The sequence below is a fragment of the Actinoplanes sp. NPDC023936 genome (assembly GCF_040639325.1).
Classification (GTDB): domain Bacteria; phylum Actinomycetota; class Actinomycetes; order Mycobacteriales; family Micromonosporaceae; genus Actinoplanes.
On the sequence record NZ_JBEZZR010000035.1, the window covers coordinates 23,491 to 36,701 of the forward strand.

The 13,211-nt window shown below is 71.4% G+C and carries 12 protein-coding genes; 4 read left to right on the forward strand and 8 right to left on the reverse strand.

What is annotated here, in order from left to right:
- Window positions 1-271 precede the first annotated feature (271 nt).
- On the forward strand, window positions 272-733 hold the full coding sequence (locus AB0F72_RS32750; protein ID WP_360439528.1) for a hypothetical protein: 462 nt from the start codon (window positions 272-274) through the stop codon (window positions 731-733).
- A gap of 910 nt (window positions 734-1,643) precedes the next feature.
- Here AB0F72_RS32750 and AB0F72_RS32755 read toward each other — a convergent pair.
- Both AB0F72_RS32755 and AB0F72_RS32760 read right to left on the reverse strand, forming a co-directional pair.
- On the reverse strand, window positions 1,644-2,543 hold the full coding sequence (locus AB0F72_RS32755) for a phosphatase PAP2 family protein (protein ID WP_360439531.1): 900 nt from the start codon (window positions 2,541-2,543) through the stop codon (window positions 1,644-1,646).
- Window positions 2,544-2,630: 87 nt separating this feature from the next.
- Window positions 2,631-2,954: a hypothetical protein gene (locus AB0F72_RS32760; RefSeq protein ID WP_360439534.1), complete on the reverse strand. Its 324-nt coding sequence runs from the start codon at window positions 2,952-2,954 to the stop codon at window positions 2,631-2,633.
- A gap of 38 nt (window positions 2,955-2,992) precedes the next feature.
- On the opposite strand from AB0F72_RS32760, the gene AB0F72_RS32765 reads away from it, so the two are divergent.
- Entirely contained in the window at window positions 2,993-4,753 is a 1,761-nt protein-coding gene (locus tag AB0F72_RS32765) for an ABC transporter ATP-binding protein (RefSeq protein WP_360439537.1), read from the forward strand.
- Complete coding sequence (locus AB0F72_RS32770; RefSeq protein ID WP_360439540.1) at window positions 4,750-6,492, forward strand: ABC transporter ATP-binding protein; 1,743 nt, start codon at window positions 4,750-4,752, stop codon at window positions 6,490-6,492. Before AB0F72_RS32765 ends, AB0F72_RS32770 begins: the two co-directional genes overlap by 4 nt.
- Here AB0F72_RS32770 and AB0F72_RS32775 read toward each other — a convergent pair.
- The 4 genes from AB0F72_RS32775 to AB0F72_RS32790 are packed head-to-tail and all read right to left on the reverse strand — an operon-like array spanning window position 6,450 to window position 10,415.
- Window positions 6,450-7,307: an ABC transporter ATP-binding protein gene (locus tag AB0F72_RS32775; RefSeq protein WP_360439543.1), complete on the reverse strand. Its 858-nt coding sequence runs from the start codon at window positions 7,305-7,307 to the stop codon at window positions 6,450-6,452. The two genes, AB0F72_RS32770 and AB0F72_RS32775, sit on opposite strands and share 43 nt — an antisense overlap.
- Window positions 7,304-8,329, reverse strand: a complete 1,026-nt coding sequence (locus AB0F72_RS32780; RefSeq protein ID WP_360439739.1) for an iron chelate uptake ABC transporter family permease subunit — start codon at window positions 8,327-8,329, stop codon at window positions 7,304-7,306. Before AB0F72_RS32780 ends, AB0F72_RS32775 begins: the two co-directional genes overlap by 4 nt.
- 5 nt (window positions 8,330-8,334) lie before the next feature.
- Window positions 8,335-9,378 carry an iron ABC transporter permease gene (locus AB0F72_RS32785; RefSeq protein ID WP_360439546.1) on the reverse strand — a complete coding sequence of 348 codons (1,044 nt, stop codon included), beginning with the start codon at window positions 9,376-9,378 and terminating at the stop codon, window positions 8,335-8,337.
- Window positions 9,378-10,415, reverse strand: coding sequence for an iron-siderophore ABC transporter substrate-binding protein (locus tag AB0F72_RS32790; RefSeq protein ID WP_360439548.1), 1,038 nt, complete (start codon window positions 10,413-10,415; stop codon window positions 9,378-9,380). The genes AB0F72_RS32785 and AB0F72_RS32790 overlap by 1 nt, the downstream gene beginning before the upstream one ends.
- Before the next feature lie 88 nt (window positions 10,416-10,503).
- Between AB0F72_RS32790 and AB0F72_RS32795 the strand changes: the two genes are divergently transcribed.
- Window positions 10,504-10,893, forward strand: a complete 390-nt coding sequence (locus tag AB0F72_RS32795) for a VOC family protein (RefSeq protein ID WP_360439551.1) — start codon at window positions 10,504-10,506, stop codon at window positions 10,891-10,893.
- 37 nt (window positions 10,894-10,930) lie between these two features.
- On the opposite strand, the gene AB0F72_RS32800 is transcribed toward AB0F72_RS32795, so the two are convergent.
- On the reverse strand, window positions 10,931-11,359 hold the full coding sequence (locus AB0F72_RS32800; protein ID WP_360439554.1) for a hypothetical protein: 429 nt from the start codon (window positions 11,357-11,359) through the stop codon (window positions 10,931-10,933).
- 4 nt (window positions 11,360-11,363) lie between these two features.
- Window positions 11,364-13,199, reverse strand: coding sequence for an ATP-binding protein (locus AB0F72_RS32805; RefSeq protein WP_360439557.1), 1,836 nt, complete (start codon window positions 13,197-13,199; stop codon window positions 11,364-11,366).
- Between the last annotated feature and the right edge of the window lie 12 nt (window positions 13,200-13,211).

Consider the following 13,211-nt stretch of genomic DNA (forward strand, 5'->3'; position numbering starts at 1 on the left):
CGTTCGCCGCGGAGGCCAGGTAGGTGATCGCGGAGGCGACGTCCCCGGGCGTGCAGATCCTCGGACGGCGAGCACCCGTGCCGCGGTCTCGAGCGCGCCCTTCGCCGTGGCGTAGGCGAGCGGTCCCGCCATCGGCTGCTCGACGATGTCGGTCGACACCACGACGACTCGTCGAACTGCTGGAGAAGGTGCGCGGGAACCTCCTCACCCTCACCGCCGATTCCTGAGTACGGTCCACCGCTCGCTCGGGCGCCGCTGTTAGCCTCCGTGGGTGAGTTCTCTGTACGACTATTTCCGGGCGCCGGGTGCGGCAGCGATTCGCGAGCACATGGACGAGAACGAGGCCGACTCGCCGGTGCCGGACACGTTCGACGGCATCCAGCTGAAAACCATCGACCCGTCCGTGATCCTCAGCCAGCTGATCGCTTCCGCGATGGGCCGGGAATGGGGTACGGACCTGGTCGACGACCGCCTGGTCTGGCCGGAGGACGGGGAGCAGGATCTGGAGCACGAGGGCCCGTGGGTCACGGCTCTCAACGACCGGTGCCGGGACGTGCTCGCCGGGATCACCGCGGATCGCGTGCCGGAGCTGGCCGAGCAGTGGGCGACGGTCGAGGAGTTCGGCGGGTACGGCGACGCGGACTATCTGCGTGACGTGATCACCGATTTCGTCGCCCTGGCGATCCGGGCGCGTGAGCGGGGCGAGTCGCTGTACTGCTGGATGACCGTTTAGTCCCGCTTTGCTCCACCTGAGGGGCGGTCGGGTCTTCCCGCCCCTGGGGGCGGGCCGGCTGGTGCAACGAATCCCCCGCGTTCCCGTCCCACCCCGGCCACGGCGTGCGCATGGGTTTGTCACGGCTGGTGATCGGTCGGGTTGGAGGGCTGCTGCTTTGTCATGTGGTGGGGCCTGGGGCGTCCGCGCCTTTCCGCGAAGCGCCGGCTTTACCTCGGATGCCGGCACGCGGCGTGACGATCACGGGCGTTGACCGGTGGTCGCGCCGGAACGCCGGCCGAAACGTCACGTACTCGGGGCGCGTCCTCGCCACAGCGCTGACTCCGGCTAATTTACTGTAGGAAAGCCCCGCTACCAGCAGATATTCGGCCTCGGCCCGCGCCCCCGCGTGCACCGCCGGCCCCGCGCCCCCGCGCCCCCGCGTGCACCGCCGGCCCCGCGCCCCCGCGCCCCCGCGTGCACCGCCGGCCCCGCGCCGGCGTCCTGCGGCTGGCACCTCGCACCTGGTACCTCCTGCCTCGCCGATCTTGGAACCCGCCGCCCCGGCCGTAGCCCACACATGTGATCAAGCCCGGGTAACCGCTCTGGCCTACGGCTGGCGCCACCCGGCCGTAGCTCAGGCATGTGATCAAGCCCGGGTAACCGCTCTGGCCTACGGCCGGCGCCACCCGGCCGTAGCTCAAGCGTGTGATCAAGCCCGGGTAACCGCTCTGGCCTACGGCCGGCACCACCCATGACCACCAGCCGACATCGGAAGCTCCACGATCCACCACCGCGAGGCCGCCACCCGCCCGTTTCGCGGTAATGGCAAATATTGTCGGCTGCCTCAACCCGTTGACCACGCGACCCCGCCCCCCGCGAACGGCCGGGGGGGTGACGGCTCAAGCGATGACCCGCGCGGACCGGCGGTTCACCCGGACGGGCGCGCCGTCCCGGCCCGATCCCCGGTGGCCAGCCACAGCCAGGTCAGGAAAGCGAGGGAGACGACAGCGGCTATCCCGGCGATACCGGTCAGGAAGCTGAGGCGGCTCGGCTCCGGCGTGGTCGCCACGGTTTCCGAGGTCTTGGCGAGGAGCAGGCCGACCACCGTGACCGGGACGGAGAGCGCGGCGGTGACCAGCAACGGCCACGTGGCGAACCAGCTCGGCCGGCCGGGCGCTGTCCGCCGGCTCCACCTCAGGACGCGGATGCCGAAGATGACGAGCGCGCCCCAGGCGAGCACCACGAGGATGGCGGCGACCGTGTCGCTGGGCCGGTGCCAGCGGGCCCACACGGTGCCGATCGCGATGGCGCCGGTGAATCCGGCGCCGGCCAGGGCGGCGGTTCCCCGTACGGCTTCGGGCAGCACCAGGACCAGCGCGAACGCCATCGCCGCGGCGGCGGTGGTGTGCCCGCTCGGCAGCGAGTTCTCCCACTGGAGGCCGTCGAACGCCGGGCGGTGCAGCCGGCCCTTGAGCACCTGCGTGGTGACGTTGGCGCCGAGCACCAGGATCGCGGCGGCGATCGCCAGGTCGATGCGTCTGCGCAGCGCGCCGATGGCGGCGACGATCACGCAGGCCACCGCGACGCTTCTCATGTTGGTGGCGTCGAGGGCGTTGCTGAGGAGGCCGGCCAGTCGCGGATGCTGGACGTCGGTGCCCAGCATCGCCGCGGTGTCCAGCAACTGCCCGGAGATCGTGCGGACGAACACGTGGTAGGTGACCAGGGCGCTGAGCCCGGCTAGAACGCTGATGACCAGCGGACCCAGCAGATGCACGACGGCGGATGGGCGGCCGCCGCGCCGGGTGCCCCCGGGGCTCAGCATGGTCATCAGATGGTCGCCTCCCCGCGTGCCGAACGATCGAGCGTAGGCCTCCCGGTCAAGCCGGGTGACGTCAGGAGGGCCGGAACTCGCCGGTCAGAGGCGGATCTCGGAGGTGAACGCCCGGTCCTCGAGCCCGGTGTACTCGGTCATCGTGCACTCGCCGTCGTCGTTGATGGCGTGCACGATCACCGCGATCGCGCTGTCGTCCACGAAACGTAGCGTGAACACCGGATCTATCCCGTGCAGGAAGGTGAACGCCTCGAGGGCGTCTGCGCCCTCCTCGGCCAGCCGGCCGTGCGCGGTCCAGCCGGACTCGGAGCCGGCCGGGACGATGACGACGGAGATCTGGGCGCCGAACAGGTTCGTGGACGGGTTGGCCCACCAATCGAGCCAACATCGGCCCGTGAAGCGATCCATACCCCATTGTGGATCGTCGGCGGCCTTGTCGCCTGCCCATGACACACGTCCTGCTGCGGATCGCTGACCGCGAACAAGATCGGGTAGCCTCAGTTGATCTTTGGCTAAGGAGCACGGCAATCAGTAGTCCCGGCACGGCGATCCTGCGCAGAGCGGTCGCGCGCAACGGCAAGCGCCTCTGGACCGGCACCGCCCTGGCCGGCGTCTACCAGTTCTGCGCCGCCCTCATCCCGATCCTGATCGGCGTGATCGTCGACCGGGCGGTCGGCACCGGCGACGTGGTCGCGCTGGTCACCTGGATCGCGATCCTCGCGCTGTTGTTCCTGGTCCTGACCCTGACCTACCGGTTCGGGGCACGGCAGCTGCAGCGGGCCATCGCCGAGGAGGGCCATCGGCTGCGGGTCGAGGTCGCCGCGAAGATCCTGCACCCGCGCGGACTGCGCACCGACCGGCACACCGGTGACCTGCTCACCGTCTCGACCTCGGACGCCGACCTCACGTCGTACGTGCTCGACCACATCCCGCGCATCACCAGCTCCCTGGTGGCGGCCACGGTCAGCGCCGGCACGCTGCTGCTGATCTCCCGCCCGCTCGGGCTGATCGTGCTGGTCGCGACGCCTGTCGTGCTGGCGGTGCTCAACCTCACCGCGCCGCTGATCGCGCGGCGCGTCGCCGACCAGCAGGAACAGTCCGGCCGGGCCACCTCGCTGGCGACCGACCTGGTCACCGGGCTGCGGCCGCTGCGCGGGATCGGGGCGCAGGACGCCGCCGCCGAGCGCTACCGGGTGGTGAGCCGGCGCTCGCTGGCGGCCACGGTGCGCGCGGCCCGCACCCAGAACGCGTACCTGAGCGTCTCCACCACGCTGAGCACGCTGCTGGCCGGCGGCATCGCGATCGCCGCGGGCTGGTTCGCGCTGACCGGCCGGATCACGATCGGCGAGTTCATCACGGTGATCGGCTCGGCGCAGTTCCTGATCGAGCCGTTCGGCGTGCTCGCGGTCGTGCCGAGCTGGTTCGCCGCCTCCCGCGCGGCAGCGAACCGGGTCGCGTCGGTGACCGAGGCCGGCCTGGTCCTGCCCGACGGCGCCGCGGAACCCGCCGGCACGCGCTGTGAGCTGCGTCTTTCCGGTGTCACAGCGGGTTCGCTGGCCGGGCTCGATCTGCACGTGCGCTCGGGTGAGTTCGTCGGTGTGGTCGCCCGGCGGCCCGCCGACGCGGAGACCCTGGTGCGACTGCTGACCCTTCCCCAGGGGTACGGCGGTGACATCCTCCTCGGCGATCAGCGGCTGGAGTCGGTGGACCGTTCGCACGCCCGCCGCCTGCTGCACGTCGAACCGCACCGCACCGACCTGTTCACCGGCACCCTCGCGTCGAACATCGACATCCGCGGCGAGGGCGGCGAGCGGCTCACCGAGGCGCTGCGTGCCGCCGCGGCCGACGAGGTCGCGGCGGCCGGTCTCGACGCGCCGATCAGCGAACGCGGCGCGAACCTCTCCGGCGGCCAGCGCCAGCGCGTCGCCCTGGCCCGGGCCCTGCTCGCCCGGCCGCCGCTGCTCGTGCTGCATGACCCGACCACCGCCGTCGACGCGATGACCGAGCACGCCATCGCCGGTGGCATCCGCGCGCTGCGGCACGGGCCGGACGCCGGTTACGGCACGGTGGTGATCACCAGCAGTCCGGCGCTGCTCGCGGTCACCGACCGGGTCGTCGTGATCGGCGACGGCACGGTCGTGGCGGAGGGGTCGCACGCCGAGCTCAGCGCCGCCGACGAGAGCTACCGTCGGACGGTGCTGCGATGACGGCCCAGTTGCTGCCGGTGGCCGGCGCCGACCAGACCCGGTCGTGGCTCGCCGCCGAACTGCGGGCACGCGCGGGCTCGGCGGTGTTCACGCTGGTGGCCGGGCTGCTCGCGGCCGGCGCGGCGATCGTTCCGGCGTACGCGCTGGGCCTGCTCGTCGACCGGATCCGCGCTGGTGGCGACGCCGCGGCGATCCTGCCGCCCGCGGTGGCGATCGTGGCCGCCGCGGTGGTCGGCGGCGTCGCGACCGGCGCCTCCGGCTACCTGATCAGCCGGTTGGGCTCCCGGATCCTCGCCGACCTGCGGGAACGCACCGTGGAGACGGCTCTGCGCCTGCCCGCGCTGGTGCTCGACCGGGCCGGGCGTGGTGACCTGCTCGCCCGGGTGAGCGCGGACGTCACCGCCATCGAGAAGGCCGTCTCGGACGTGCTGCCCGGCATGATCTCGGCGCTGCTGCTGGCGGCGCTGAGCCTCGCCGCGATGCTGGGCATCGACTGGCGGCTCGGGCTGGCGGGCGCGGTCGCGGTCCCGTTCTACGTGGTGGCGCTGCGCTGGTACCTGCCGCGCGCCGCACCCTCGTACGCGGCGGAACGGGTCGCCATCGCCGCCCGGTCCCAGCTGTACGTCGAGGGCATGCAGGGCATCCGTACGGTCCACACCTACCACCTGGAGGATCGCCACCTCGCCGGCATCGAGGACGCGTCGGCCCGCGCCCGGGACATCTCGGTACGGGTCTTCGCCCTCTACACCCGTTTCGTCGGCCGGATCAACCGCGCCGAACTGGCCGGTCTCGGATCGGTGCTGGTGGTGGGCTTCCTGCTGGTCCGGCACGGCGCCGTCACGGTCGGCGAGGTCTCCGCGGCCGCGCTGCTGTTCCACCGGCTCTTCAACCCGGTGATCATCCTGATGGTCACGTTCGACAAGGCCCAGGACGCCGGCGCGAGCCTGGCCCGCCTGGTCGGCGTGCTCGGCATGGACATCGAACATCGCGGTGGCGGAACACCGCCGGCCGGCCGGGAGCTGGTTCTCGAGGACATCACCTTCGGCTACGACGGCGGCAGCCCGGTGCTGCGCGGCGTCTCGCTGACGGTTCAGCCGGGCGAGCTGGTCGCCCTGGTGGGCTCCACCGGCGCGGGCAAGACCACCGCCGCCTCCCTCGCGGCCGGCATCCTGCGGCCGGAGAAGGGGACCGCCACGGTCGGCGGCGTGCCGGTGTCCGAGCTGCCCGCCCGGACGATCGCGATCGTCAGCCAGGAGACCCACGTGTTCACCGGCCCGCTCGCCGAGGATCTCCGGCTGGCCCGCCCGGAGGCGTCCCGGGACGAGGTCGTCGCGGCGCTGGACCGGGTCGGCGCGCTGAGCTGGGCGCGGCACCTTCCGGACGGGCTGGACACGGTGGTCGGCGACGGCGGGCACCAGCTGACGGCGGCGCAGGCCCAGCAGCTCGCGCTGGCCCGCGTGGTGCTGCTGGATCCGCGGGTCGTGGTGCTGGACGAGGCGACCGCCGAAGCGGGCAGCGCCGGCGCCCGCGACCTGGAACAGGCGGCCGCCGCGGCGCTGGAGGGCCGCACCGCGCTGGTGGTCGCGCACCGCCTCACCCAGGCCGCGGCCGCCGACCGGGTCATCGTGATGGACCAGGGCGAGATCGTCGAGAGCGGCACGCACCACGACCTGGTCACGGCCGGCGGCCGGTACGCTCAGCTCTGGGCGGCCTGGTCCGCCCGCGGCGCCGCGACCTGATCCCGCGCGACCTGATCCCGGACGTGGTGGCGGCCGATCGGCAGCATCAGCGGCTTGCCCGAGACCGGATCGGTGATCACCTGGCTGTCCAGGCCGAACACCGCGCGCACGCAGTCCTCGGTGAGCACGCTGGCCGGGTCGCCCGCCGCGTGCAGACTGCCGCCGGCCAGGGCGATCAGATGATCGGCGTACCGGGCGGCCAGGTTCAGGTCGTGCAGCACCATCACGATCGTGGTGCCCCGGTCCGCGTTCAGGTCGGTGAGCAGGTCCAGGACCTCGACCTGATGGCTGACGTCCAGGAACGTGGTCGGCTCGTCCAGCAGCAGCACCTCGGTCTGCTGGGCCAGCGCCATCGCGATCCAGACCCGCTGGCGCTGGCCGCCGGAGAGCTCGTCGACCGCGCGATCGGCCAGCTCGGCGGTGTGCGTGGCGTCGAGCGCGGCGGCCACCGCGAGATCGTCCTGGCGGCTCCAGCGGGACAGGATCCGCTGGTGCGGGTTGCGGCCCCGGCCGACCAGGTCGGCGACCGTGATGCCTTCCGGCGCGATCGGGGACTGGGGGAGGAGCCCGAGCGTGCGGGCCAGCTCCTTGGCCGGCATCCGGTGCACTTCACGGCCGTCCAGCAGGACGTGCCCGGCACGCGGCGCCAGCAGCCGGGACATCGAGCGCAGCAGGGTGGACTTGCCGCAGGCGTTCGCGCCGACGATCGCGGTGATCCGGCCGGGTGGCACGAGCAGGTCGAGACTCTCGATGACGACCCGGTCCCCGTACCCGATGGTCAGCTTTTCCGCCGTCAGCGTGTGGTCAGTGGTCACAGCGAGCCTCCGGCGCGGTTGGTGCGGACGAGCAGATAGATCAGGTACGGGGCCCCGAGGACGCCCGTGACGACCCCGACCGGGTAGCGCACGCTGAACGCGAACTGCCCGACGAAGTCCGCCACCAGCACCAGCACCGCTCCGACCAGGGCGGACGGGATGAGCAGCGAGCCGCCCGGCCCGACCAGGCGAGCGGCGATCGGTCCGGCCAGGAAGGCCACGAACGCGATCGGGCCGGTGGCCGAGGTGGCGAACGCGATGAGACCCACTGCCGCGACGATCGCGATCAGACGGGTACGTTCGAGCCGGGTCCCGAGAGCCGCCGCGGTGTCGTCACCGAGCCGCAGCATGGTGAGGTTGCGCGACTGCGCCAGCAGCACCGGGCCGAGCACCAGCAGCGCCAGCAGCACCGGGACGGTCTCGTCCCAGGTCGAGCCGTTGAGGCTGCCGTTGAGCCAGCGCATCGCGGCCTGCAGGTCCCACTGCCCGGCCTGGTTGAGGACGTACGCGGTGGCGCTGTCCAGCATCGCGGCCATGCCGATGCCGATCAGCACCAGCCGGGTGCCGGCCACGCCGTCCTTGAACGACAGCACGTAGATGATCACCGCGACGCCGAGCCCGGCCACGATCGCGAACACCGACACCCCGGCCTCGCCGAGATTCAGCACGATGATCGCGAATGCCGCGGCGGCGCTCGCCCCGGAGCTGATCCCGATGATGTCCGGGCTGGCCAGCGGGTTGCGCAGCATGGTCTGGAAGGTCACCCCGCCGAGGCCGAAGCACACGCCGGTGACCAGGGCGAGGACCGCCCGGGGCAGCCGCAGCTCGCCGACCGTGAAGGAGGCGCCGGGCACGGTCTCCCCGAGGATCACCCGCAGCACGTCACCGGGCGGATAGAAGGTCTGGCCGGCCATCAGCGAGACGGCTACCGCGGCGACGACGATCGCGGCGAGGACGGTGATGACCGTCCGGCGCCGCCGGTTGCGCCGGACCCGGCCGCGGGTGACGGCCTGCAGGGTCATGGTGCTCACAGCTCGCGTACCTTCTGCCGGCGGACGATGGAGATGAAGAACGGTGCGCCGACCAGCGCGGTGATGATGCCCGCCTCGATCTCGTCGGGCCGGTTCACCACCCGGCCCAGGACGTCGGCGGCGGTCAGCAGCGTGGCGCCGACCAGGCCGGAGAACGGCAGCAGCCAGCGGTGGTCCAGGCCGATCAGCAGCCGGCACGTGTGCGAGACGATCAGCCCGACGAACGCGATCGGCCCGGCGATTGCGGTGGCCGCCCCGCACAGCACCACCGCGCCGAGGGCGGCTACACCGCGCGCCAGGGCGACCCGCTCGCCGAGACCGGCGGCGAGCTCGTCGCCGAGGGCCAGCGAGTTCAGCGGCCGGGCGCAGAGCAGGCAGATGACCAGCCCGGCGATCAGGAACGGCGCGATCTGGGCGATGCTGTCCCAGCCGGCGCCGCCGACCCCGCCGACCTGCCAGGACCGGAAGTTGTCGGTGATGTCGCCGCGCGGCAGCACCACGGCGGTGACGAGCGACGCGAGGGCCGCCGACGTGGCGGCGCCGGCCAGGGCGATCTTGAGTGGGGTCGCGCCGCCGCGGCCGAGCGAGCCGACCGCGTAGACGAAGACCGCGGAGACGGCGGCGCCGGCGATCGCGACCCAGATGTACTCGGTGGCGGTGGAGAGCCCGACCGTCACCAGGGCGAGCGCGACGGCCAGCATCGCGCCCATGTTGATCCCGAGGATGCCGGGGTCGGCGAGCGGGTTGCGGGTGACGCCCTGCATCACCACACCGGAGAGGCCGAGGGCCGCGCCGACCAGTGCGGCGAGCACCGTACGCGGAAGGCGTTTCACGACGGCGGCCTGGTCCAGGGTGGTGTCGGCGCCGCCGAGCGCGGCGACGATGTCGTCCCATCCGACGACCCGTGATCCGAAGGCCACCGACGCCAGCATGACCGCGACCAGGGCCGCGGCGACGGCGAGGAGCCAGGCCAGGCGCACCCGGGCCGGGCGTCGCAGAGTGGCGACGTCCGGCCCGGACGAGGTTTCGACGAGCGTCATCAGATCTTGTCAGCGGCCTTGCCGAGCAGGTCGACGTAGTCCTTGAGCACGTACGAGACGGCCAGCGGCGTCGGGTTCGCGGCGGTCGCGACAGGGGTGCTTCCGGGCAGCGAGACGAACGAGCCGCGCTTGATCGCCGGGATCTTGCCGAGCAGCGGGTCCTTCTGCAGCGTGGCCAGGGTGGTGCCCTCGGCATCGCCGTAGGTCACGATGATGTCCACGTCGCTGAGGTTCTGCACCTGCTCGGCGCTCTGGGTGAGGCTGAACTCCTCGGTCGTCGCGGAGGCCTTCGCGATGCTCTCCGGGTGCTTCATGCCGAGGTCGGTGAAGAACTGCGCCCGGGTGTCGTGCGTGGTGTAGAAGCTGACCTTGCTGAGGTCGGTCGGGTCGATGTGGGTCAGGAACATCACCGACTTGCCGGCCAGCTTCGGGTACCGCGCGGCCTCGGTCTTCATCTCCTGCTGGATCTTGGCGATCAGCGCGTCACCCTCGGCGGCCAGGCCGAGGGCCTTGCTCTCCAGCTTGATGCTGTCGCGCCAGGAGGTGGCCCAGGCGGCCTTCGGGTACGCGACGACGGGCGCGATCTTGCTGAGCGTGTCGTAGTCCTGCTTGGTCAGGCCGGAGTACGCGGCCAGGATGACGTCCGGCTTGGTGTCCGCCACGGCCTCGAAGTTGATGCCGTCGGTCTCGTCGAACAGCACCGGGGTGGGCGCGCCGAGCTCCTTGAGCTTCGCGGCGTCCCAGGGCAGCAGGCCGTCGCCGTCCTCGTCGCCGAAGTTCGCCTTCGCGTACCCGACCGGGACGATGCCGAGCGCGAGCGGAACCTCGTGGTTCGCCCAGTTGACGGTGGCGACCCGCTCGGGCTTCTTCTCGATGGTGGTGGTGCCGAACGCGTGCGTGACGGTGATCGGGAACGACGCCGCGGCTCCGCTCGACGCGGCCGGGGCGGCTTCGTCGTCGGACGATCCGCCGCAGGCGCTCAGCGCCAGGGCGGTGGTGAGGGCGACGATTCCGGTGAGGAATCGGGATGCACGCATGCTGGTGAGACTCCATCGCGATGGGGATAAGGGCTGCCTAACCTAACATGATCTTTATATCGATTTACATCGGCTCTATGGTGAAGCGATGGCGATGATCAGGAAGTTTCAGGTCACTTTCGACTGTGCTGACCCGCAGCGCTTGGCTCGCTTCTGGTGCGAGGTGCTCGGCTACGTCAAGGCGGACCAGCCCGCGGACGAGAACTCCTGGTCCGCGTGCACCGACCCCACCGGAGCCGGCCCGCGGCTGTACTTCCAGCGCGTTCCCGAGGGCAAGGTCGTCAAGAACCGGGTGCACCTGGACGTGCGGGTCGGCACCGGTCTCGTCGGGGAGGAGCGGCTCGCCGTGCTCCAGGCCGAACGCGAACGGCTGGAGGCGCTCGGCGCGACCTGCTTCCAGGTGTTGGTCGCCGACGGGGTGGACGAGTCATGCATCGTCATGCAGGACATCGAGGGCAACGAGTTCTGCCTGGACTAGTGATCGAGCGCTGTGGTCCGGCTGGTCCGGCTGGCCGTCAGCGCGAACCGTTGTCACCCAGCGTGCCGGCATCCGCGGTCACCTCGCGCTGCGCGGAAACCCGCGGACGCCCCAGGCCCCGCAGAATGACGCCAACCCCCAGTGCTCCACGGTCAGCGGCGACCGACCGTGACGCGCGGCCGCATCGGCTCGCTCGGCCCCGCTCGACCGGCACGACCGGCTCGACCGGCTCGACCGGCTCGATCGGCTCGACCGGGGCGGCCTGCTCGGCCAGCCGCGCCGACCAGACGGCGTGCCGGTCGGCGATCACGTCGCCGTCGAGGAAGGAGTCGCTGTAGGCGCCCCGGTAGTGCCGCCGCCAGCTGTCGGCGTGCAGAGCGGCGATCCCCGCCGCGTCGGCCGCCTCGGCGAAACGAAATCGGGCATCACCGCTGCCGTTCTCGCCCGCGGGCAGCTCGTCGAGCATCCGATCACGCCGGGGCGGTGATCCCGCCCGGTGCTCCGGCCAGGGCCTTGCTGACCGCGATCAGGAGCTGGTTCGCGGTGAACGGCTTCTCGAGCACGTCGGTCTCCGGCGTGCAGAGCCGGTTCGGGCCGAGGATGCCGTCGATGTATCCGGAGATGTAGAGCACCGGCAGCCGCGGGTGGGTCCGGTGCAGGATCTCGGCGAGTCGCGGGCCGGACATGTCGGGCATGACCACGTCGACGATCAGCAGGTCACAGCCGTCGTACGCGTGGGCGGCCAGCGCGTCCGGGCCGTTCACGGCGGATCGGACCTGGTATCCGCCGGCGGCCAGGATCCGGGCGATGCTCGCGCTGAGGGCGGGTTCGTCCTCGACGATCAGAATGCTCTGGCCACGGCCGTGCGGGACGGCCGACGGGCTGAACGCGGTGGCGGCCTCCTGCGGCGCGTCGGCGACCGGGAAGTAGAGCCGGAACGTGGTGCCGATGCCGAGCTTGGAGGAGACGTCGATGCTGCCACCCGCCGCTGTCACGATGCCGAACACGGTGGCGAGGCCGAGCCCGGTGCCGTACCCCTTGGGTTTGGTGGTGAAGAACGGTTCGAAAATGCGGTCCAGGGTTTCCGGTGACATTCCGCCGCCGGTGTCGGTGACCAGCAGCTGGAAATAGCGGCCGGCTTTCACCGGCGGCCGGATATCCGCCTGGTTCTCCTCCAGATTGACGGTGCTCGCGGTGATCACCAGCGTGCCGCCGTCCGGCATCGCGTCCCGGGCGTTGACCGCGAGATTGACCAGGATCTGCTGGATCTGGCCGGCGTCGGCGCAGATCCTCAGCGGTGTCGGCGAGGGCACCACGACGAGCTCGATGTGTTCGCCGAGGGTTCGCGCGAGCATGGCGTGCGCTTCGGCGATCGCGGTGTTGACGTCGAACACCTCCGGCCGGATCGACTCGTGCCGGATGAAACTGAGCAGCTGCGCGGTGAGCCCGGCCGCGCGCTCGGCGGCCTTGCTGACGTGGGCCAGATCCTTGCGGGCCTCGTCGGACGCGTTCTCGGCGACGAAGCCGGTGTAGTTCAGGATGATGGCGAGGACATTATTGAAATCGTGGGCGATGCCGCCGGCCAATTGCCCGAGGCTCGCCATCCGCTGCGCCTCCCGGGCGCGTTCCTCGACCACGCGCTGGCGTGCCTCGGCGAGAGCCGCGCTGACCAGGGCCAGGGCGGCGGCCATGACGCTCAGCAGGATGATGTGGCGGCGGGTGTCGGCGCCTACCGATTCCAGGCGGGCGAAACTGTCGCCGACCGCCGCCGCGGACAGGGCGACGGTGGCGTCGCAACCGTCGGTGATCTGCTCGTAGAGCTGAATCTCCGGGCCCAGGACGAATTCGGAAGCGGCCTTGCGATCCCCGGCCTCGCCGCTGCGGTACAGCTTCACGACTTTCTGGTCCAAGGCCATGAAATCGTTGAACGCGGTCCGGACGATCGTGATGGTCCGGGCGGCCTCGTCCGATACGGGCAGCGATTCCAGGGCGCGCAGTTCCCGGTCGAAAGCGGCGGCCGCATCGAGGAATTTCGCCCGGCTCGGTGAATTGTCGGCCGCGGCCTCCGGAACCGCGCGGAGAATGTCCATCGCATACGCCGTCTGCCAGCCGTTGAAATCAGCAGCCCGGAATTTCACCTGCTGCGCGGCCTGAGCCAACTGCTGCGCCCGGTGCGCCTCGGCGGCCATCGTCTCCTGACGGCGGGACACGGAATATCCCAGGGCGGCGACGGCGAGCAGCACCGCGATCAGCGCCGCGTTGATCAGCAAACGCTTCCCGGTCCGATTTCTCCACGGCCAGGCCATGCCGATATTGTC